1 protein-coding gene and 1 tRNA gene are annotated in these 400 nt (G+C 45.0%); both read right to left on the bottom strand.

All coding sequences use genetic code 11. The features are described from left to right. On the bottom strand, positions 1–158 hold a 158-nt coding region (locus J1785_RS00160), incomplete at its 3' end, for an Arm DNA-binding domain-containing protein (RefSeq protein ID WP_217218509.1). A gap of 161 nt (positions 159–319) precedes the next feature. After that, a tRNA-Asn gene (locus J1785_RS00155) sits at positions 320–395 on the bottom strand. Positions 396–400 lie beyond the last annotated feature (5 nt).

Below are 400 nucleotides of genomic sequence, written 5' to 3'. Positions count from 1 at the left end.
AAGCCGAGGCGTGATTCTTTTCTATTGATACGATATTTGAGATACCAGAGACGTGAACCGCCGGGATTGATCAAAAGGTACAGGCCGTGAGAATCGGAAACTTTGAAGGGTTTTGCGGATGGCTTTAAGCTGCGGATTTTTGTGTCGTTAAGAGACATTTGGGGGTCACTCCGTCATCGAACCAACATGACCCCAAATCTGACCACCAAATTCTCCCGATGCAGAGGGAAAACTAAAAATGCATCGGGAAGATTTTTCACGCTAACTTATTGAATCTAAATCACATAAGGATTCGCAAAGAGGCATGAAAACAAGAATTTGGCTCCTCTGACTGGACTCGAACCAGTGACATACGGATTAACAGTCCGCCGTTCTACCGACTGAACTACAGAGGAATCGT

The organism is Rahnella perminowiae (assembly GCF_019049755.1).
Taxonomy (GTDB): Bacteria; Pseudomonadota; Gammaproteobacteria; order Enterobacterales; family Enterobacteriaceae; genus Rahnella; species Rahnella perminowiae.
Note: the sequence above shows the minus strand (reverse complement) of the source record. Positions and strands in the feature narration are given on the sequence as shown.